At 54.6% G+C, this 20163-nt stretch carries 21 protein-coding genes and 1 pseudogene; 12 read left to right on the top strand and 10 right to left on the bottom strand.

The genetic code is table 11. From position 1 onward, the window contains the following. The first annotated feature begins 109 nt into the window (after positions 1-109). From FNU76_RS01670 to FNU76_RS01660, 3 genes are all read left to right on the top strand, one after another. On the top strand, positions 110-847 hold the full coding sequence (locus FNU76_RS01670) for a hypothetical protein (protein ID WP_143856093.1): 738 nt from the start codon (positions 110-112) through the stop codon (positions 845-847). A 59-nt stretch (positions 848-906) separates the two neighbouring features. Further along, positions 907-1197 carry a hypothetical protein gene (locus tag FNU76_RS01665; protein WP_143856092.1) on the top strand — a complete coding sequence of 97 codons (291 nt, stop codon included), beginning with the start codon at positions 907-909 and terminating at the stop codon, positions 1195-1197. 434 nt (positions 1198-1631) lie between these two features. After that, complete coding sequence (locus FNU76_RS01660) at positions 1632-1919, top strand: hypothetical protein (protein WP_143856091.1); 288 nt, start codon at positions 1632-1634, stop codon at positions 1917-1919. A 188-nt stretch (positions 1920-2107) separates the two neighbouring features. Here FNU76_RS01660 and FNU76_RS01655 read toward each other — a convergent pair whose 3' ends face one another. The 5 genes and pseudogenes from FNU76_RS01655 to FNU76_RS01635 all read right to left on the bottom strand — a co-directional run. Beyond that, entirely contained in the window at positions 2108-2329 is a 222-nt protein-coding gene (locus FNU76_RS01655) for a hypothetical protein (protein WP_143856090.1), read from the bottom strand. Between the two features lie 255 nt (positions 2330-2584). Next, positions 2585-3058, bottom strand: coding sequence for a DUF6985 domain-containing protein (locus FNU76_RS01650; protein ID WP_143856089.1), 474 nt, complete (start codon positions 3056-3058; stop codon positions 2585-2587). A gap of 176 nt (positions 3059-3234) precedes the next feature. Beyond that, positions 3235-3582 (bottom strand): hypothetical protein, encoded by a 348-nt coding sequence (locus FNU76_RS01645; protein ID WP_143856088.1) that lies wholly within the window; start codon positions 3580-3582, stop codon positions 3235-3237. Between the two features lie 403 nt (positions 3583-3985). Beyond that, positions 3986-4570 (bottom strand): hypothetical protein, encoded by a 585-nt coding sequence (locus FNU76_RS01640; protein ID WP_143856087.1) that lies wholly within the window; start codon positions 4568-4570, stop codon positions 3986-3988. Positions 4571-4881: 311 nt separating this feature from the next. Continuing rightward, positions 4882-5424: pseudogene (locus FNU76_RS01635) on the bottom strand (IS110 family RNA-guided transposase); the annotation flags it as partial. Between the two features lie 125 nt (positions 5425-5549). Here FNU76_RS01635 and FNU76_RS01630 point away from each other — a divergent pair. Continuing rightward, complete coding sequence (locus FNU76_RS01630; RefSeq protein WP_143856086.1) at positions 5550-6038, top strand: hypothetical protein; 489 nt, start codon at positions 5550-5552, stop codon at positions 6036-6038. 522 nt (positions 6039-6560) lie between these two features. Here FNU76_RS01630 and FNU76_RS01625 read toward each other — a convergent pair. Further along, a complete protein-coding gene (locus FNU76_RS01625; RefSeq protein WP_223879184.1) occupies positions 6561-7253 on the bottom strand; it encodes a hypothetical protein in 693 nt (230 codons plus the stop codon). A 384-nt stretch (positions 7254-7637) separates the two neighbouring features. Between FNU76_RS01625 and FNU76_RS01620 the strand changes: the two genes are divergently transcribed. The 3 genes from FNU76_RS01620 (at position 7638) to FNU76_RS01610 (ending at position 8884) form a co-directional block, all read left to right on the top strand. Further along, positions 7638-8015 carry a hypothetical protein gene (locus FNU76_RS01620; RefSeq protein WP_143856084.1) on the top strand — a complete coding sequence of 126 codons (378 nt, stop codon included), beginning with the start codon at positions 7638-7640 and terminating at the stop codon, positions 8013-8015. Positions 8016-8048: 33 nt separating this feature from the next. Next, positions 8049-8243 carry a hypothetical protein gene (locus FNU76_RS01615; protein ID WP_143856083.1) on the top strand — a complete coding sequence of 65 codons (195 nt, stop codon included), beginning with the start codon at positions 8049-8051 and terminating at the stop codon, positions 8241-8243. A 68-nt stretch (positions 8244-8311) separates the two neighbouring features. Next, positions 8312-8884: a cysteine hydrolase family protein gene (locus FNU76_RS01610; protein WP_143856082.1), complete on the top strand. Its 573-nt coding sequence runs from the start codon at positions 8312-8314 to the stop codon at positions 8882-8884. Positions 8885-8943: 59 nt separating this feature from the next. On the opposite strand, the gene FNU76_RS01605 is transcribed toward FNU76_RS01610, so the two are convergent. Further along, a complete protein-coding gene (locus FNU76_RS01605) occupies positions 8944-10251 on the bottom strand; it encodes a hypothetical protein (RefSeq protein ID WP_143856081.1) in 1308 nt (435 codons plus the stop codon). A 380-nt stretch (positions 10252-10631) separates the two neighbouring features. Between FNU76_RS01605 and FNU76_RS01600 the strand changes: the two genes are divergently transcribed. From FNU76_RS01600 to FNU76_RS01585, 4 genes are all read left to right on the top strand, one after another. After that, on the top strand, positions 10632-11219 hold the full coding sequence (locus FNU76_RS01600; protein ID WP_143856080.1) for a molybdopterin-dependent oxidoreductase: 588 nt from the start codon (positions 10632-10634) through the stop codon (positions 11217-11219). A gap of 242 nt (positions 11220-11461) precedes the next feature. Next, a complete protein-coding gene (locus FNU76_RS01595) occupies positions 11462-11968 on the top strand; it encodes a porin family protein (protein ID WP_143856079.1) in 507 nt (168 codons plus the stop codon). A 148-nt stretch (positions 11969-12116) separates the two neighbouring features. Next, positions 12117-12740 (top strand): hypothetical protein, encoded by a 624-nt coding sequence (locus tag FNU76_RS01590; RefSeq protein ID WP_143856078.1) that lies wholly within the window; start codon positions 12117-12119, stop codon positions 12738-12740. Between the two features lie 39 nt (positions 12741-12779). Beyond that, on the top strand, positions 12780-14132 hold the full coding sequence (locus FNU76_RS01585; RefSeq protein ID WP_143856077.1) for an alpha/beta hydrolase family protein: 1353 nt from the start codon (positions 12780-12782) through the stop codon (positions 14130-14132). A 136-nt stretch (positions 14133-14268) separates the two neighbouring features. Here FNU76_RS01585 and FNU76_RS01580 read toward each other — a convergent pair whose 3' ends face one another. Next, the gene (locus FNU76_RS01580; protein WP_143856076.1) at positions 14269-14934 is read right to left on the bottom strand and encodes an O-methyltransferase; all 666 of its coding nucleotides are present in this window, start codon (positions 14932-14934) and stop codon (positions 14269-14271) included. A gap of 265 nt (positions 14935-15199) precedes the next feature. Between FNU76_RS01580 and FNU76_RS01575 the strand changes: the two genes are divergently transcribed. Further along, positions 15200-15910 (top strand): TetR/AcrR family transcriptional regulator, encoded by a 711-nt coding sequence (locus tag FNU76_RS01575; protein ID WP_308418594.1) that lies wholly within the window; start codon positions 15200-15202, stop codon positions 15908-15910. A 26-nt stretch (positions 15911-15936) separates the two neighbouring features. Here FNU76_RS01575 and FNU76_RS01570 read toward each other — a convergent pair whose 3' ends face one another. Together FNU76_RS01570 and FNU76_RS01565 are read right to left on the bottom strand one after the other, a co-directional pair. Next, complete coding sequence (locus FNU76_RS01570; protein WP_143856074.1) at positions 15937-17049, bottom strand: HD-GYP domain-containing protein; 1113 nt, start codon at positions 17047-17049, stop codon at positions 15937-15939. 12 nt (positions 17050-17061) lie between these two features. Then, positions 17062-20151, bottom strand: coding sequence for a response regulator (locus FNU76_RS01565; protein WP_143856073.1), 3090 nt, complete (start codon positions 20149-20151; stop codon positions 17062-17064). Positions 20152-20163: the final 12 nt, after the last annotated feature.

Genomic DNA, 20163 nt, shown 5'->3' with positions numbered 1-20163 from the left:
CTCGCTACGAATACAACGGCCTGGGCCAGCAGATCCGCGAGCACCGCGCTAGGCAAGGATATCCACCGCAGCTGGGACGCCGCCGGCCACCTGCTGCGGGTGGCCGACCATGGCCCATGCCACCTCCGTCCTAGTACCGGGCAGTGGGGCTTTCTCTGCTTCTACACGTGCATTCCTTAGGTCGGGAACGGACACCCTCAGTTCTGGATGGAGCCTGGCTAGCGAACGGTTCCTGGTTCTGAATACGCTCGCGGAATACGGCGGGCGTGAGGTGATTTGGCAGAATCCACTGACGTACAAGCCCAGCTTTGCAACCCCGATATCGATGGACGGTGCATTCGAAGGAGTAGGGCTGCGATCACCGTTAGTATTGGGTAGAGCAGCTGACTATCAACAAAATATCGGTAAGCAAGCGTTGCTTGGTACGAGACAAAAACCCAAAGTCCGCTATGAACAAAACGCGAATCTCGTCGTACGTACGGAAGAGTATATGATCAACCGTGCGCAAGAGTTGGGAGTGTATATCCCTGATGGCGTACGTATCATGTTTGTGGACCCAGCATTGCTCTCGAATCAAGTAGGCGCGTTGGCGGAGTATGGGCAGACTGGTACATATCAGGGGCTAGATTTGTCAAAAACCATGACATGGAATGGAATGAAGAACATAAATGGGAAAATCCCCATCCGGCTCAATAAAACCTTATTGTCGAGTGACGAGGCGGCCGTGGCATATATCTCGCATGAATTCTACGAATTAGCGCAGTTTGAACAGCTAGCCACTTGGAATCGGCGAAAGTTCGTGCAACAGACGGCGTCGCCGGAGTTGGGCGGTTTTCAGGATAGTTGACATTCACAAGCTTGGGACTATGCAGATGAGATCGTGTTGCTAATGCGAGGAGGGACGCCGTGAGCAATAGTGATGAAAAACTGTGCAGGTACACGGATGCCTATCATTCAGGTATTTATACGAAGGATGAGGCAGTTGGCGCAATGATTGAGATATTAGCCAGCTCGCCTGATTTCATCGGTTTATGGAGTGGCATGCCCGACTGGGCACAATCAGCGGTATGGATTTTTCTAAAGAGCTGCGACGAGACTGTTGTTTTATATAACGTTTCGACAGGCTCTAATGAGGCTATATCCCCCCGTCTAATTGAACTTAAGAGCTGGTTAGCCAGGGAGAAGGGTTACAAGTAAGGGGTCACCGTCACGGAGGCGCAGTTACCGATCCGCAGTTAATGCATAGATCGCTAACCGGGGTGGCACCCGATGGGCATGTGAAGATTGACGGACAGAGCGGTAGGGTCATCCTGCTCCCTATGTCTTCCGCATTCCATTCCGATCAACTCTTGGCTTACGCCGATAATGCAATTCGGAGCAATGGTACTTTGGCTACAAAGATCGCCCAAAACCCTGGTGCGCAGTATGTAACGCTAACTCCAGCGGACGTTGGTGATCTTGGGTACAACTTGGGCCGAGGTTATGCACGTATCGGTGGCAGTAGGCATAACCCAGCGTTGCAAGGGGCACCAAAGTTGATCGACAACCTTAGAAGCGTTCAGGCTACTTATGGGTTCAATCCGCTCACCAATCGGTGGGAACCTGTGACAATCTTCCCTGCGAGATGACGAATGAATCAATATCCAATTCTTAAGAATCTACTGGTTTCCATCATGTCGGTAGATGTCGGCTTGTCGGAGGAGCGCGAGGAAGCAGCTTTGGCGGCTTCTTTGGCAAATGGGGAGTATCGTCAGAAACTTCGTCATGAGTTAGAGGCTGCATTTTTTGATGAGAATTTGTCTTGGATGAGCCTGCTCGACAATGAAAGCTATTGTGTCTTTCCGGCTTACTCCGAAGAAGAAGCAAAGGAGTACATCAAGGAACGGTTGTGGAATAGGATTGTTTCAATGGATTCCTGATCCATATTAACTTAAGGAAAAAGTATGGCGGCTGCTGGTTCGTGAATGAGATTCAAGGTTCGAGCTACTTTGGTCGCTATGTTGTCGGGCGATTTACGCGCCTGAACAGCTTAGTGCCGATGTTTGATTCATTCCTGGCTGCGGAATCTTACGTTGATGCCACCACACCAAGGAGCCTGGAAAAGCTGCTAATGGAAGTGGATGCTGAGCTCAATCAAATAGTCCGGCACCATGATTGGATCGACATTACTTTCTCTCATGCCATTTGGCCCAGAATAAACGATCTGCAGATCTATTGCATCAGCAAATCGTTCCGCCTCCACCCAGACACTAGACCAGGGTTGAGGAAAAATCTGCCCCAACTCACCAGCAATCGCTTCATAATAATCAAGAGGCGTTTCAAATGCCATGGTTCTAACCCCCTTCTCGGTTAAAGAATGTACGAGTTCCAATTATCGATGATATTTTCTTAATTGGATTTCCCGCATATTTGGCATATGCCAAAACGGCGTACTTCGATTTCTTCGAGGTAGATTTGAAATGCATCATCCTCGGACGTAAAGTCGAATCGCAAAGCACCATTTGCATAGATACCGCCACTCGAAGCTGCGTCGCATCAGAGTGAGCCTGCAGTGCGGTTTTTGGCTGTGCAGCGGGATGAGAATTTACGCATAGTTCCAACTTGTCTTCTCAAGGTATTCGCCCCATGGATCACTTCCGTTAAAGCCACCCACATAGAGAACGCTTGTGCCTCTGATTACCCACTCCATACCATGTTCAGGCTCCCATGCACAGTTGAGTTCCATATGAACAACGGGTTCGCCCAAAATTTCTTCGTTTGGAATAATAAGCATGCTGGGCGATATAAGATTCAATACTTCTCGCGGCGAGCTGAATTGCTTTGGGGTTTCTCCTGTCATCTCGAGAAAGTCGTTGCAATAACGAATACAAGACTGATATAGCGTGTCGATGATCAAATGGTTGAGGCTGTTGAAGTATTCCACGCATTTCTCAACATAATCGACGTGGGCTGCGTCCTCAACCGCAAATGGTATATACCGATCAAAGAGTACCAAAAAGGCTTCCCCTTGGAGAGGCCAATCGCCTTCAGATGAAACGTTCTGGATAAGTGCTTGCATTCGTAGATGCCTAAAGTGGGAGTCAGCGGATAGGCGATAATCTGCGCTTCAGTGAATCTGGACTTCCTCATGAGGGGCTTCTTTGCCCTTCATGCAAACTAATTCCTGGTAGACCTGGATGGGGAAAGGTCAAATGCACTTCGTGTATTTACAAATAGGCTGTAATCGGATTGACCTTAGCAACGCCGTACTGAATTCTCATTACTAAGCTCAATCCAACCACGGCGGGCCCACTGGTCAAACAGCTTTCGATATTGAAGTGCAAAATACGAAATATTAACCTCACGACCAGCGCTAATTACTCTCATTCCGCCTACGCCCTCACTTTTCAGCTGCTGCTCTCCATGTGCTAATAATAGAGAAATTGCATCGTCGTTAAAGTAGTCGCTTATCTTGTATCCTGTGGCGTCTATGTCACACAGGGCCGTCAAGACGAAGGCTTCGAACATAGTATCCGGAAGCACACCTTCTTGCCAAAGGCAGCACCGCTCTTTCAACTCCGCAGCGAGTTCATTAGAAATCATGCTTACAATCCCTTCTCAATCATCATTTTGACTAGGTCGTCACCAAAGTTGACTGCCTCATTGTGGAGAGACTAAATAGCGCCGCTAACAGCTCGATAGGGCACAGCCCCTCGGCTGAATAGCCCGTTAATTTCGTAATATTCGTGTCCAAACACTGCCGTCAAACTTCTGTCGCTTTCAAACACACTTTGTCTAACCTTTCCCAAAGAGGTCAGCATATGTGACTAGGCAGTCCACCCAAGTTGAGGGCCAGTGAGCTATTATTATATGATCAACATCTTTACTCAGGTTGACTGAAATGAGCACACCCGACACCGTGCTCTACCAAGGGCTGGATGGTACAGCGCAAAATATACTAAGGTGATTCATTGCTCCGTAGGTCAGCAGATCCGCAGATCCGCACTCATGGCAAGGTTCTAATTGAATTTATTTCTAACAGGGCCTTCTCATACGCCGCTTTTTTTCTAAGGTAGGTTGCATACAATCGTAAGTCGGCTATTTCAACATCCGGGTTAGCAGTTTTTAACATCTTGATTGCGCGTACATCCCCCCCTTCCAATAGCAATCGATGGACTTCTGGTGGTGTGGTGTACTCGTAATTTTTCTGTCCAAAGTGTCGTTTGAATAGGCTCTCCAACTCCATTCGGGTAGGAGGCAAACCCGTAGTGCATGCATGCATCGTGCACCATTCCAGGTGTTGCGCTCGGCATTCCGGGCAATACCGAACGGTACGCCATAGCGCCTCACCTCGCATGCATCCGCCGAGCATATAAAAATGCGATTTTGGGAATAGTGTATTATGCGCAGTACGATATTCCGATTCGTAGCGGTATAACCCGTATTTGATAAGCACGACATCTTGCAGTAATGGCGTACTATGCAAAGCACAGTGAGTTTCACTATCTCGGATCAACATGGTTTCCCTACCACGGTTTGTGATGACGCCTTCAATTGTTGAACCGATTTGCAGCCCCAGAAAATATTTCATCGCCCAGGCTGCCGTGCCCGCGCACGCTTGGGCCGACCACCGCACGGATCTTGCGAAGGCTACTGGAAAGGCGTTGAGGCGTACACAGCACGGTGCCTGCCACCTCTTCTCATATCCCGAAAACGGAAACGAAAAAGCCCACCTAATGTGAACTTCTTCAACCGAGATGCGATGGGGCTCGGGAAACGGCTGCACGCCAATCGATCGACGTCTGCCTGCGCGCTTGAGCGCGCGCAGATAGTGTTCATGTCGTACAGGCTTAAACCGGCCTCAATGGTGCCACAGGCGCAGCCAAGCAAGCCCATGCCAGTACTGGCTGCTCGATTGGCCCAGGCAGGCAGGTCTTCTATATATGCAGGTATCTCCCGTCGTAGCTGCGACACCTTCTGCGGCAGCACAATGCCAAACTCGGCCAACAGGCCACGAATGCGGTTGTAGCTGGCGGTGCGCTCTTCCAGGAAGCCCTGTCGGGTACGGTGCAGACAGAGCACGGCTTGCTGGTAGGTATCCATTGATCGGGACGAAGTGAATTTTCGGCCGAGTGACGGCTTCGTAGATGGCGGCGGCATCGGCGCGTCGTTCTTGCCGCGTTTGCCGCTCATCCGGTAGGGCGTGACGAACCTGGGGGGCGATCAGATTGACGGTGTGGCCATGCTGCTGGAACAGCCTGGCCCAGTGGTGGGTGCCGGAGCAGGCCTCCATGCCGATTGGGCAGGCTGGCAATTGAGCGATCAAGGGACGTAAATCGGCGCGCTGCACCTTAGGTTTGATGAGTACCGGCTTGCCGGTTTCATCGATGCCGTGTAAGGCGAAACGTTCTTGGCGAGATCGATCCCGATGGTGATAATGATCATGGACTTTCCCTTTCGATGATGTCGACGCAGTGTGGAAACTCCATCGTGGCATTGCGGTGCCGTTGCGGCTTCGCCGCTCATCTGGGACGGGGAAGTCCCTTTTATTCGTTAGGGACGGTTCCCGAATGAGCAGTTTGGAATTGACAAAGAAAGAAAAGCAGGCTGCAGAGGCTTATTTTGCGGAACCAGTGAACTTAGATTCGTCGGTTCGATTCACCGCAGGACGGCTTGCCACTTGGAAGTGTGACGTCTTTCTCCATACCATGAGAGTATGCACATTTCGCAAAATAAACGGTACTGTTCTAATTCCAAATTCCAGCGATGAAATATTTAAACTAGTACTCGCTGAACTGGCTCCTGAAATCACAACCTTATCCCAGATGTCAGATCTAATTGAAAGGACATCTCCAGCGTTTCGTAAAGTTATTTTGTGCTTAAAGCCCTATATGGAAGACATTGACGGGATCTGGCATACTCCGGAAATGGAAGATTGTAAGTACAGCGCATTCCTGGATAACTCCACCTCAGGGAAATTGGAGAAAATTACCCTTTGCAATAATGCTCCCCCGGTAATTGAGGAAGTAGGGTGTGGCCTTAAGTTTTTATTTAGCTAAGTAATTGATTCACAATTGTGAGTTTAGCTTTTTAGTTCATTGATTCGTTGCGCTGTAAGCCACATGCAAGCTCCAATTCCTGCTCCAAACCAAAAATTCATGTCTGCCGAAATCGCAGGCAAATTTTAAAGGGATTTTCACGTCCTTGTTGCAAAGCGTAAGGCCCAACATTGAGTCAAAGCGATAGCGTAGATGCCGGTGGCAAGCACCGTGTATCAATCAATCGATACTAGATTGCCTGCGGGCCCACCATGGGACTAAAAGACCAAACGCTGCTATTCCCTCAAGAATTTTTTTTCCCGCCATTCTCTGTTTTGCTCCTGACCAGTCAGCAGGAGAGAGTGAGCAACTACGCGGGTTTCAGACCGATCGTTTGTAATCGTAAATTGGCTACGGCTCAGGAATGTAGAACTTTGCGCTATAGCCCGGGCTATCGTCCTTAGCAATTGCAGTACCTGCAAGCCAAGGCACCCAGCCAGAACCGCTGGCCAGGTGCCGATCTCACGCCTACCATCAGGAGAATCACATAATACTGCAGCCGCTTTTTTTGCTGCCAACGGGAAGGAGCGGCTTGTAAGCACTAAAATAATGCCTGAATTCAGCATCCTCCCATGGCGGCTTACAGCGCTTGAAATCCTTCCAGAATTGAACACTTTTTACAATATCATTCCTTCGCGCTTCATTTTCGCCATGACTATTTCTGTAAACCCACCTTAGTTCGGCGCCTGTTATTGATCGCTTCTTAGGGAGGGCTCCGTTGGTTTCATCGTAGCCATTGCCTATGTAACTTTTCTCACAAACTTCTTGCATTTCCAAACCATCCAATACGAAATGAATGGTTCGGCTATTACTTACGGCCCAAGCAATCCCACCCTTGCATTTCCGACGAATTCGAGAATTTTCATTATCTACATTCCCCAGGGCAGTCTTGTATTTTCCATGATGGCGCAAAAAACTGGTTAAAGTGACATCAACCAGTTCTTTGTAATACTCTGAAGTATCATCTGCTTCGTCGAATAAAACACGAAAGTCATCTACAAATTTACCATTTTCTGAGAGGAGACTTTGAAATGGCTTGCCTGTGTTGAAATATTCAGCTCGCTCATCGCATAAGCCGTAAACCAAATCACCAGCCCGCACGTCGCTCTTTGAGTAAAAGCCCATATTGACCAACCCTCTGGAATGGAATAATTCTGAATTGGCATCCCCTGGCATCCCCTGGCATCCCAAGACAGCCACCATGCCGACTATACAGAGAGAATGGAACTCGGCAATTATACAAAAGTATAAATCGGCAGATTTTGTACACTGCCTGCACGACACTGAATTAATTAATTCTCAGCAGCTACCCATTGCCAACCCTCTGAGAGCATACGCAATGACAGGCCCCGTCCGGTGACCGCATCCCCCGAAGTACAGCTGACTGCCCGTGCTTTACGCGATAGGCGCACAGGCTAGGCGCGCGGCACCTGCAGCCACATGTCTTTCGGCGTTAACTTTGAGCCTTTGGTAAACTGGTGGCCCATGGCAGCACATAGTTTCTGCGCCGATGCGCAGCGCCAGCTACTGTTTTTTTTGCGGCTGTTAGGGGCATAGCAAATGGACTGGACACCGATTAGCGAAACGGCAATCTGGGAAAAAATCCTTCTTGCGGAATCGCGCATGAACGCAGAGCAGTCCCGCCTGTGGGAATGGATCAAGATCTTGCCATCCAAGTGGCAGCAAACACCGTGGGGTGACGAGGGCGGAGGATTCTGGGTCGTTGGTTTGATTGGTGATTTCGTCCTCTGGTTTAACGACGTCGAAGATGGGTTCAATATTTCCCACTATAAGATTCATGGCCATATTGAAGAATACTGGTGCAATCAAGATGAGTTGGAATGGGCAATTCAATCGATTTTGAATGCAATTCAGATGGGGTACGCCGCCAACAAATGCGGCCCACCCATCGCGGGTGAATACGCGGCCGACACCTGAGTTTTCATTCGTCTGGCCGCCTAAGGCGACGCATTGGCCAACCCGCTGATCGGCAATAGCGCCCATAATGCACTCACGGGCGGCGGTAATGACCGCTCGACGGTGGCCAGGAGTGACAACAGCTATGTCTTCAACCGCGGCGACGGCCAGGAGTCCGAAGCCACTGAGTGGTTCAAGTCCTGGCAACCCATTCTGTCGGAGTCGCCTTCTGCACCGAGTGGGTGCTAACTTCTCGGTCAAGGGACTGGCCTGCGGCTGCCCATAATATTTTAGTGGCTTGGCCAGGAAGGTTGGCGGTGCAAACAAATATTCCAGCTTTACTCATCATCGATATGCAAAAGGGCATGGCAACCCAGGCCGCTGGCGCCCGTAACAATCCGGAGGCAGAGCACAACATCGCCCGGTTGCTACAAGCCTGGCGTCGGGTTGCCGCACCTGTCGTGCATGTTCGCCACATTTCCCGAACGCCAGGTTCACCGTTCTGGCCGGGCCAGGCCGGCGTCGAATTTCAGGAATCGCTCATGCCCTTGCCATCGGAGCATGTGCTGGAGAAGAATGTACCCGATGCCTTTATTCACTCCGGTCTGGAACGCTGGCTCCGGGTTCGGGATATTTCACGCCTCGTCATCGTCGGCGTCAGTACAAATAACTCGGTGGAAGCCAGTGCTCGTACCGCCGGGAATTTGGGTTTTGAAACGCAGGTGGTAGCTGATGCCACCTTTGCTTTTGCCCAAACTGACTATGCCGGCGTGCATCGCCATCCGGCTGAGGTGCATGCGATGGCGCTGGCGAACCTTGCGGGCGAATACGCAAGCATTACGGATGTACAGGACCTGCTCGATAGGTTCGCTGTGCGGTCGGATGGATGATTTGCTGCTGAGACCGCCAGTGCCGACTTTCATGGGACGCCTTAGCGCCACCTGGTGTTTTATTGCGTATAGCCGGTGACATAAGCGACCTTGGCTTGGCATTGCCGGAGTCGGTCGTGCATGCTGATTGCCCAGGCTTTGGTATAAAAGACCATGCGGGTTCTCACCGTACGGGCCAGTTCGACTTGTTGCGCCAAGCTCGTTCCTCCCCAGAGCTCGAAAAAGGCCTTGCCCACGCAGCCGACCATGGCCTCGTCCTTGTTGTCCCAGCTGGCGCGTATGAAAAATCGATCGCCTTCCCTGGTATAAGTCGGTATGGGTGGCGTTTCGCCGGAAGCGGGCGTGCCCTTGCTTCCGCGATTCAGGATGGCGTCAAAATCGCCAGGATCCTTGAATAAGGCGCGATCTTGCTGGGAAGTGCTAGCGGCAATCGTTTTGAGCATAGCCATGTCACGCGCATCCGAGGACTTGGCCAATTTGGCCAGGTCTTTCGCAATGGGCAGCCGTGCGGTCAATTGCCTGGCCTTCGTCGCCAATTGCTTGTCGCTATGCCGTTGCAGATCGAGCAAGGTGGCATACAGTGGTTCGGACAGACCGGCGTTCAAACCAGGGCTGGTCATCTTGCTCGCCAGCAGCGGCGCGCCGCCCAACTGGTTGATTGCATCGACTTTTTCACCGGGCTTGGCTTGTTCGCTCTGGAGCGTTCTCGCCAGTGCCTTGACCTGATCGACACTGCTTACGGGTGCGTAATTGCGTTGCGTATTGGATTGAATCGTAAACTGGATTTCAGGCTCGTCAGCGAAGGCAAGGGGCAGCAAGGGATTGGTCGCGATTTTCGTCGATTTGCTATTGCTGATCAAAACGAGATTGCCGGATTTGATATCGACATCGAAATTAAAACTGGTCTTGTCGGGCCAGCTGCTATCGAGCGAATTACATTCGATCGGGAAAATATCCGGCTGTTTCATGCCGGCGCGGTGCAACTGAATGATCAATCGGCCGGCGTCCTGGCATGGTGCTTTCGAAAGGATGGCCAGTTTTATCGAGTGCGACCGCGTATCCTTGCTGTCTACACGCTTTTGATAAAGTTCGGCCGCGTCGGACCAGACGCTGATATCGTCGGGAATACGCAAGATTGTCGCATAACGTCCAAATGGAACATCTTGCGCGGCAAACCACCAGCTACTTGCTCGCCAGGAGACAAGGAATCCACCGATCAAGGTAATGACGCAAAATGTCATCACGGCATAATGTACGGCGATAAGGGTAGGTTTGCCTTTCGTCAGGGTAATCAGTTTCGTCATTGCCCAGATGGAAATGATTATCATCAATACGGCGAAGAAGAACGGCCCATTCGCCTTCGCCATATCGGATAGCTTGCCTATGCCTTCTATTTGGCTTGCATCCATTTCATGCCTCCTACGAATCGATTTCGTCCCCCATTGTCCGCGCGCTGCAATGCCGCTTATATTTATATGGATTTACCCGTACCATATGCCTTTCCGATCTAGCAGATGAGCTTGGCTTCGACATCCTTCATTTAGGGGAGGGTGGGCGGTTTGCCGATAAGCGGGCTATCGAGATTGCACCGCGCAAAGGTAGGGATGGAACCGTTTTGGCCCGCCCTTCCTGGCGGATAGGCTTGGAAATGAACTCGTTATCGGTAGGTGAGCCTTATAGGCAGCTCACGCCACCAGACGGACGTTTTGCCCGTATTCCCTTGTCGCCCTAACTAGAAAGCACTGCAATGAATAAACGCCAATTCCTCTCCACCGCCGCCTTGGGCCTCGGTGCCGCGGCTTTGCCTGGCCATGCGGCCAAGCCGTCCAAGACCCCAGGCGGTCCAGTATTACTGACCTTGACCGGCGCCGTGGGCAAAAGCAACCGGCCGGCCTTCGATCCGGCTTTCGACCAGATGCTCGGTAAACACAAGGTCAGCTTCGAGCGCGCGTACAGCTTCGACTATGCGATGTTGACTGCCTTGCCTGCCGTGACCATCAAGCCCACATTGGAATACGACGGCAAGCCGCACATCCTGCGGGGACCACGCCTCAGCCAGGTACTGAAGGTGGCTGGGGTACCGGATGACGGGGTGCGCATATTGCTCCAGGCGATCGATGGCTATGCCGTGGTGGTGACACCGGCCCAGATCAAGCAGTACGACTTTATCCTCGCCACCGAACGCGACGGACTGCCGCTGCCGCTGGGTGGGCTCGGCCCGCTCTGGGCGGTCTATGACGCGGACCGGATTCCCGAACTGGCCGGCAAACCCCTGAAAGAGCGCTTTGCCTTGAGTCCTTGGGGTGTCTATCACATTGGCGTGCAGGCAGGCTGAGGGGCGGCTGAGCGTGTAAAAAAGCAGTGCATGTCCTGGCCACCCCGAGGGGTGGCCATTTTCATGCCTGAGCCAGCGCAAGTATATTTTTCGCGACCGTGAATATATTAATATTCACCATATGTTACAAATAAGCAGCACAAATTCCGGAATTAATACCGATAGATGCACCCGGCTTTTACCCCCTGTTAGCATGCCGCTGCTCAATTCGGGCTGGAATAATAAAATATTAGGACTGTGTCATGAAAAAGCAATTCCCACTATTGGCCTTGGCCGTATTATTGGTTGCCCCCGCATTCGCAGAGGGTTTTTATGCCGGCGCAGATCTCGGCCGTAGCAAGCTTTCGTTCCTGGACAAGCGTGGAATGGAACAGGACACGCATGTCAATGGCTACACGCTGTTCGGTGGCTACCGCTTTAACGAGAATCTTGCGCTGGAAGGTAGCTACCGCAATCAAGCTGACGTCATTTTCGATTATTTTGATACCCGTTACGAATTTAGCCATTTCGGCCTATCGGTACTGGCGGGTCTTCCCCTCAGCCCGAAGTTTGACGTCTATGGTCGATTGGGTTACGGCCGTAGCAAGTGGGAGCATGGCAGCAAGGCCAGCGGTCATCAAGATGAAGCCATTTATGGCGTAGGCGGCCGCTATGCCATCAGCCAGCAGTTTGGCGTGCGGGCGGAACTCAGCCGGCTCGACAAGAGCGAAATCGACATGCTGACGGTTGGTGTAGACTATCGGTTCTAAGGCGATACCTACAGGCTTTTGAATATTGCACCGGGGCTGGACGGAGGAGGGCGGTCGTTCCCCCTCCCTGCTGTTTTTCCGGTGCAAGAAGTATGTCGTTACGTTATTTCGGGGCAATTCCCCTATCTTAAACTTACTGTGATTGATTATGATCGTTAAGCATTTTTTCGGAACTGTGCTATTGGCGGCAATGACACTTGCTGTTGCGGCCGAAAGCGAGCCACCAAAAGTCGAGGCATTTTTCAGTAACCCACAATTGGACCATCCCATCCTCTCGCCTAGTGGTAAACACCTTGCGATGCGGGTGCGAGGCGAAAATGGGCGCATGGCATTGGGAGTGTTCGAAACCGATAACTTCCAAAAAAAATCCGCTGCCGCGCTGCAGCCTGTCATCGTTGCGGCATATACCAATATCGATGTGGACCATGTCCGTTGGATCAACGATAACCGGCTTTACTTCGATTTCGAAGACTCCAAGGACGAGTCGAATAAAATTCCCGGCAGCGCATTTGCCGTCAATCGCGATGGAAGTCAGCGCACGCAGTTGATGACCAAGGAATACCAATACGTCCAGGAAGCTATTGGCAGCCATATCAAGCAGCGTGTCCTGCCTTGGGACTACAGCTATTACACGTCCTTGCACGATGGTTCGGACGACATCATCGTAAAGAAAAATACCTATAGCAAAATCGACTATACGATTACCTCATCGCGTCTTTATCGGTTGAATACGAAAACACGTTTGCTGACCCATCTTATCGAAGCTGGGTAGCCCGCAAACCTGGTCAGCTGGGTGTTGGATACCGATGGAATGCCCGCGCTGGGCCTTGCCTCGCATAAGGGCGTGACGACCTACCATCGCTACGATAAGACCAGTAAGTTATGGAGCAAGTTGGCGGAATTCCAAACCTTCGCGTTCGACGGCTATGAGCCCGAGTTCGTCGACTTCGAGGGGAAGTTGTATGTTTCCCAGCTCGACAAGAAAGGCTTCTCGGCCCTATACAAGTTCCGCGATGAGAGCGCGAGCCCCGAGGAGCAGCCATGGATGAAAGTAGAAGGATTCGATGTCGACGGTTCACCGATATGGGATTATAAAGCGAAGCAATTGCTGGGAATCGCTTATCAATCCGATGCCATATCCAGCTATTGGCGGCATCCAACGATGAAGGCCATGCAGGAGCGTATCGATGCCCAGCTGACCACGACCCTCAATTCGATTGATTGCGGCGATTGCCTTGGCAGCCCCGTCGTATTGGTGACCGCGAGCTCGGACAAGCAGCCGAATCTGTATCTCTTGTACCGCCCTGCGACGGATGAGTTCACCGTACTGGGCCAAAAGTATCCAGATATCGATCCACGCCGGATGGGGAGCCGTGATTTCGTACGTTTCGCTGCGCGTGACGGTCTGTCCATTCCGATGTATATCACCAAGCCCGCAGGGCAGGGGAAAGGTCCCTGGCCCACGGTCGTACTCGTGCATGGCGGCCCATATATACGGGGTAGCTCGTGGGAATGGGATGCCGAGGCGCAATTTATGGCGTCGCGAGGTTACCTGGTGCTTCAACCCGAGTTCCGCGGCAGTACCGGCTATGGTAACGCACTGTTTAAAGCGGGCTGGAAACAATGGGGCCAAGCCATGCAGGATGACCTGGCCGATGCCGCCAAATGGGCGGTGGATCAAGGCCTGGCGGATAGCAAGCGGATTGCCATTGCCGGCGCCAGCTATGGCGGCTATGCGACGCTTATGGGCCTGATCAAGCATCCCGATATCTTTCGATGCGGTTTCGAATGGGTAGGCGTGTCGGACATCAACCTGATGTACGACATCAGCTGGAGCGATTTCTCGAACAATTGGCTCAAATATGGCATGCCTGAAATGATTGGAGACCAAAAACGGGATGCCGCAGCCCTCAAGGAGTTCTCTCCGCTTGAGCAGGCCCATCGTCTGAAGCAGCCGCTTCTGATGGCCTACGGTGCGGACGACCGTCGCGTACCCTTGCCCCATGGCGCCAAGTTCCATGATGCCGTGAAAGCGCATAATCCCAATGTCGAGTACGTGGTTTATGCTGGCGAATATCACGGCTGGTACCTGGAGAAGACCCGATTCGACTTCTGGCGCAAGGTCGAGTCCTTCCTGGAACGCAACCTGAAGCAGGCGCCTTGAAATCACGTCGGTCCCTTGCTCCATTTGCTAGATACGGAGCGGCGCATCTGGCGATGCACCGCTCCTGGCTTTTAAAGAACGTGCATCATGCTCTCGACGGCTGCCGCCTGACGCCGCATTCGGTTTAACCTGTGCTTCATCCAAACCGCATGGATAGTTCGACATCCTGGCCGAAGGGAACGGATAGGTAGCCATTGCCTGGCGACCGCACGTAGGCCAGGTAGTCCGGGCAGTAGTCGGTGTTGTCGGCAATGACAAGGGCGCCTGGTTTGAGCCGTGCTTCGACGAGCGTCAGCACATCCAGATACAGCGCCTTGGCGCCGTCGAGCAAAAGCAGGTCGATCTCGGCGGGAAGATCGCTGGCCAGTGTCTGCAGGGCATCGCCTTCACGGACCTCCACCAGGTCGATCAGCCCGCCATCCGCCAGGTTGGCGCGGGCCCGTGCCACTTTCGACGGTTCGAATTCGCTGGTAATCAGCCTGCCGCCGCCGTTGTCCCGCAGGGCCGCGGCAAGATGCAAGGTAGAGATGCCGAACGAGGTGCCGAATTCGACGATACTGTGCGCCCGACAGCTGCGGGCCAGCATGTAGAGCAATTGCCCGGTTTCGCGCGACACGGCCAAGGGAGTTTCTTTCAGCTTGCCGTATAAGCCGAGGTAGTCGTGCTTGCTGCGCAGCAGGCGGTCTATCTCTTCTTTGGATAGTGCGGCCAGTGCCGAATTGCTTAGAGGCGAAGCCGCTGCGCACTCGTCGAAGAGGCGTTCCAGCAGCGCGACCAAAGGCGTGGTGGTCATCGTAGTCATGGGGTTTCCTGGGAAGGTGAGCGCTTCGTTGCGCTCAGAATGTGACGCATTCGTCGCATTGCAGAATACGATTACTTCGTCACATTTTCTATTCGCATTGGGGTTCGCATTTCAATCCGCCAGACACCGCCTCTTTCACCCCGCTGCAACGTAGTCCTACGAGGTTTCCAAGGCCGAGCTGCAATCGATGGCTCACGTTCTTGTTCAGGAACGAGCTGTAGTTCCGGGTATTGCGGCTTGAGTGCTTTACGGTGGCCAGGCTAAGATGCGAGCAATCCGTCGCATTCTGAATTGCGCGGAATTCCAGGATTGCCTTGTTCGCTACAGAATTCGCACACACGCCGCCATGACTCGTCGCCGCCCCCAGATTTCCTCAAGAAAAGAGCCGCAACAGGCACGCTCCACCGAACTGGTGGCGGCCATCCTGCAGGCTGCGATCCAGGTTCTGGCGCAGGAGGGCGTCACCCGCTTTACTACGGCACGGGTCGCCGAAAAGGCGGGTGTCAGTGTCGGCTCGGTGTATCAATATTTCCCGAACAAGGCGGCTATTCTCTTTCGACTGCAAGCCGACGAATGGCGCGAGACCGCCGAATTGCTGTTACGCATCCTGGTGGACGCGAGCAAGCCGCCGCTGGTGCGGCTGCGGACGCTGGTCCATGCATTTATCCGGTCGGAATGCGAAGAGGCAGAGATGCGGGGGGCGCTCAGCGATGCCGCCCCGCTATATCGCGACGCGCCTGAGGCGCACGAGGCACGGGGCACGGTAGATCAAGCCTTTCAGGCCTTTCTCGAGGAAGTGCAGCCCGCTGCATCGGCAGCCACCCGCGCACTGCACTGCGACTTGCTCCTTACGACGCTCAGCTCGGTGGGACAGCATTTTTCCGGAAGCCCTCGCACGAACGAAGAGATTGCAGCCTATGCCGATGCGATGGCCGATATGTTTTGCGCCTATCTTGAGCAGCCGGCGCGCGACTAGGCGTGTCCTGGCATTGAGGACACGGCTTATTTCGACTCGCTGTCGCTGAATTGTTCGGCAACGATCCGGAATTCCTCGGAGATCTGCATAAAGGCATCCACCACATCCGGGTCGAAATGGTGGCCGCGTCCTTCGCGGATAAGGTCGACCGCCTCGGCGTGGGACAAAGCCGGTTTATAGACACGGCGGGAGATCAGTGCGTCGTAGACATCCGCCACCGCCATCAAGCGGGCCGACACCGGGATTTCATTGCCCGCAAGGCCATCGGGGTATCCGCTGCCGTCCCATTTTTCCTGGTGGCTATAGGCGATTTCGCGGGCGAGTCGTAGAAAGCTGCTGGGCGCATCGAGCAGCTTTTCGGCGACAGCGATGGTTTTCTGTCCCAGGGTGGTATGGGTCTTCATGATCTCGAATTCTTCCGGCGTAAGCCTGCCGGGTTTCAAGAGAATGCTGTCCGGAATGCCGACCTTGCCGATGTCGTGCAAGGGGGCCGACTTGAACAGCAGCTGGATCGTTTCGTCGTCCAGCAGTGCCTGGAATTTAGGGTGGGCCTTGAGCCGGTTGGCCAAGAGGCGGACATAGCGTTGCGTGCGCCGGATATGATTACCGGTTTCGTTATCCCTGGTCTCGGCGAGCGAGGCGAGGGCCATGATGGTGACGTCCTGGATCACTTGCACTTCGTGCGTGCGGCGCTTCACTTCGGCTTGCAGATAGTCCGCCTTGTCTTCGAGGAAGTCCGCAGCGGCCTTGAGCTTCAGCTGGGTGCGCACCCGCGCCAGGACGATGGGTGGCGAGATGGGCTTGGTGATGTAATCGACCGCACCGGCGGCAAAGCCCGCCTGCTCGTCTTCGACTTCCGACTTGGCGGTGAGAAAGATCACCGGGATATCGGCGGTGCGCGGGTCGCTCTTGAGGCGCCGGCACATCTCATAGCCGCCCATTCCCGGCATCATGATGTCGAGCAACACGAGGTCCGGCAGGATATCGCCATCCAGTAGCTGCAGCGCGCGTTCGCCGCTGTTTGCAATCAGCGTCCGATAGCTGCCCTGCAGCAGTCCGTGCAGGAGCGTCAGGTTTTCCGGGGTGTCATCGACGACCAGCACGGTCTGGCGATCTGTCGGGTTGCGGGCGTCGTCCATGGTCTGTCCTTCTTATGAGGCGCCGATGCCTTGGGCCGTGGCGGCGCGGCGCAGGTCATCAAGCGCAGCGACGAAATCGAACGTGGTGACCGCCCGTTCGAAGCCACCGTAGTTGCCGTCCGGGAATACCGAGCGAATGTCGGCGGCGTGCGCCAGGAAGTAACTCACCGAATCGCCATCGCCCGCCGCCAGCAAGGTGGAGAGATGGGTCACATGCGCCGGGGTCGCTGCCGATGCGGCGACTTCGGGGGGCGGGGCGCTGGGCAGGGCGGCATTCAGCGCGGTCACGCTGCGTGTCAATTCTCGCTCGACGGCTGGCCACGCCGCCCGGAATCCCTCGCGGGCCTTGATGGCACGCTCCAGGATATGGGCCGCTGCTTGCAGGTCGGCTAGTCCGATATTGCCCGCCACGCCTTTCAAGGCGTGGGCGACGCGTTCTGCCGTCAGGTAGTCTTCGCTGTCTAGCGCGCCGGCAATGTGTGCGGCGGCATCCGCTTCTTCAGCCACGAATTGCCGTAGCAGGCGCAGGTAAAGCGCGCGATTTCCCGACACGCGTTGCAGCCCGGCAACCACGTCGAGCTCGGCAATCACCGGCAGAACAATCTCATCGGTCGGCGATGAGGACGCTGGGGGTGCGGCTTGCTCGGCGCTTGGCTGAACCCAGCGCAGCAGGGTCTGGAACATCGTGTGCGGATCGATGGGCTTGGCGATGTGGTCCACCATGCCGGCGGTCATGCAGCTGTCCCGCTCTTCCTGCATGGCGTCCGCGGTCATGGCAATGATGGGTACAGCGGCAAATTGCGGGTTTGCCCGTATCAGGCGGGTGGCTTCGAAACCATCCAGCAGGGGCATCTGCAAGTCCATCAGGACGACCGCGAAGTCTTCCGGGCCCGCCGCCGAGATGATATCCACCGCCTCGCGGCCGTTATTGGCGATCGTGACGGCGGCGCCGGCACCTTCCAACAGTTCTACCGCGATTTGCTGATTAATCTTGTTGTCTTCGGCAAGCAGTATCCGCACGCCGGTCAGCTTTGGCAGGGCCTCTCCTACCTCGGTTGACGCTGGTGCGATGCTCCCTTGCGGGCCAAAGAGTCTCAGTACGGTGTCCAGCAAAGAGGATTGGCTGACCGGTTTCACCAGGAAGGCATCGATGCCGGCCGCTTCGGCATCGGTATGCACATCGTCCCGGCCAAAGGCGGTGACCATGATCTGGCGGGACGAGGGGGCGGCGGTGCGGATCAGGCTGGCTGTTTCGATACCATTGAGCTCCGGCATCATCCAGTCGATGAACACGGCATCAAAGGGGTGATCGAGCTCCGCCTGCCGCACCGCAGCGAGCGCCTCGCGTCCGGATGCACAGGTGCTGACCGAAAAATCGAGCGAACGCAGCTGCTCGGAGAGAATCTCACGTGCCGACGCGTTGTCGTCCACCACCAGCACACGCAGGCCGCGCATTGCTTCCGGCAATGATTTGCAGCACACATCGATGACGGTGGATACCCCGAACCAGGTGCTGAATGCGAACGAGCTACCCCAGCCCGGGGCCGATTCAACCTGGATGGAGCCGCCCATCAACTCCACCAGCCGCTGCGCGATCGTCAGGCCCAGGCCAGTCCCGCCGTACTTGCGCGTGGTCGAGCCATCCGCCTGGCTAAAGGGCTTGAAAAGGCGAGCTGCCTGCTCCTCCGTCATGCCGATGCCGGTATCGTGCACCCCAAACTGCAACTGCACTTTGTCGCCGATATGCTGCAACACGCGCACGCCAACCAGGATCTGTCCTTTTTCGGTGAATTTGACCGCGTTGTTGACGAGATTGATCAGGATCTGCCCAAGTCGCAGCGCATCGCCGCGTAAGCTTTGCGGGACATTCCGGCCGCAGTCGAATAACAGCTCCAATTCCTTCTCGCCGGTTTTTTGCGCGACTAGCGCCGATACATTACCGAGCACATCATCGATGCGGAAATTGATCGTTTCGAGTTCGAGCTTGCCGGCCTCCACCTTGGAGAAGTCGAGTACGTCGTTGATGATGCCTAGCAGCGAGGTGCCGGCGTTATGGATCTTGGAGACGTAATCGCGCTGCTTTGTCGTCAGCTCGGTTTTCAACGCCAGATAAGCCATGCCGATGATGGCGTTCATCGGGGTACGGATCTCATGGCTCATATTGGCCAGGAACATCGACTTGGCACGGGTGGCTTCCTCGGCGACCTGCTTGGCATCGCTCAGCGCATCGGCGGTTTCGGCAAGACGTGCGTACAGCATGCCGTTTTCCAGCAGCAACACCACCAGCACGAAGCTGGCTGCCATCAGGCCGTAGATGCGCCCCGCATAGAAGCCGAGATCGAAGCGGCCTGCATTGAGCATGACCGAGAGGGCGATATCGCATAGCCAGGCAAACATGACGACCATCAGCCAGAGATTGAGTACCGTATTGGCACGCCGCCGCCACAACAAGATCAGGGCGATCAGGCTAAGCAGCCATACACTGGAAACGACGATCAGCATGATGGGCGTGTAGTGGCTGCCCGCCATGATGGGAGGAAGCAGGTGCTGGCCTTGCGTCGCCAGCGCAGTGACCGCGCACACTGCCGCCAAAGCCAGGCCGGCGCACAGCAGCACGACCATGATGCTAGGCATTGGCCGGGTCGTCGCAGGGCGATGGTCGGCAAGCAGCGCATAGCCGATCACCGTCAGCGGGAAGCCGCCGTGCCAGAACATATACAACCAGGCGGTGGTCTGCGGTCCTGCCCCCATCAAACCGGTTGGGGCGAACAGTCCTGGAAAGCTAAGCGCATGGGATACCGCCATCAGCGCGGTGAACAAGTAGCCGCTTGCCAGTACCGCCAGCGAACGATCCCGCAAGATAAGGAATTGGCCAAACAACAGGACCGCGGTAATCAGGTCGTTAACGAAGAAGGCAGATTGGTAGACGGGAATAAAGGCCCACAGTTTGACCAGCGGAACCTTGGCGAACGGCGCCACCACGACAAACACGGCTGCGGACAGCACGACGGTCGCCAAGGCAAGGCGGCGTTGGCCACGGCTTGCCGGCAGTGTGGGAAGAAATTCGAAACGCCCGCTCGCCGTTGGTATCTGTCGGGCCATGGTAGGGGATAG

This window comes from Chitinimonas arctica (genome assembly GCF_007431345.1).
Classification (GTDB): domain Bacteria; phylum Pseudomonadota; class Gammaproteobacteria; order Burkholderiales; family Chitinimonadaceae; genus Chitinimonas; species Chitinimonas arctica.
The sequence above is the reverse complement of the archived record's forward strand: the minus strand, read 5'-3'. Positions and strand labels throughout refer to the sequence as shown.